The sequence below is a fragment of the Pseudomonas sp. P5_A12 genome (assembly GCF_056400685.1).
The window spans coordinates 1-538 of the sequence record NZ_JBFUKU010000643.1 but is presented as its reverse complement, the minus strand read 5'-3'; the positions used below and the strand labels follow the sequence as shown (position 1 = coordinate 538).

The window sequence follows — 538 nt, the reverse complement described above, 5'->3', positions numbered from 1 at the left end:
GTATTCTAACCGACTGAACTACCGCTGCGCGTAGCGTTGAAAGTGGTGGGTGATGACGGGATCGAACCGCCGACATTCTGCTTGTAAGGCAGACGCTCTCCCAGCTGAGCTAATCACCCTTTACCTTCGTTGCGGGGCACATTATGCCACAGGTTTTCGTAAAATGTTGATTTAATTGAATTATTTTTCAAAAAAATCCGAAAACCGGTGAAACGATGCAACCTGCAGGAACAACGGACAATCTACAGACAGAAAAAAACCCGCGTTAGCGGGCTTTTCCGTGGTGACCTGGCGTTCAGCGTTCCAGGTAACCGAATATGGCGCAGCGGACGGGACTCGAACCCGCGACCCCCGGCGTGACAGGCCGGTATTCTAACCGACTGAACTACCGCTGCGCGTAGCGTTGAAAGTGGTGGGTGATGACGGGATCGAACCGCCGACATTCTGCTTGTAAGGCAGACGCTCTCCCAGCTGAGCTAATCACCCTTTACCTTCGTTGCGGGGCACATTATGCCTTCGTTGCGGGGCACATTATGCC

Annotated in this window: 3 tRNA genes; all 3 read right to left on the bottom strand. The window is 53.0% G+C overall.

The features are described from left to right. Positions 1–43: 43 nt before the first annotated feature. Positions 44–119, bottom strand: a tRNA-Val gene (locus AC1DSG_RS31690). Between the two features lie 199 nt (positions 120–318). Beyond that, a tRNA-Asp gene (locus AC1DSG_RS31685) sits at positions 319–395 on the bottom strand. Between the two features lie 15 nt (positions 396–410). Beyond that, positions 411–486, bottom strand: a tRNA-Val gene (locus AC1DSG_RS31680). Positions 487–538: the final 52 nt, after the last annotated feature.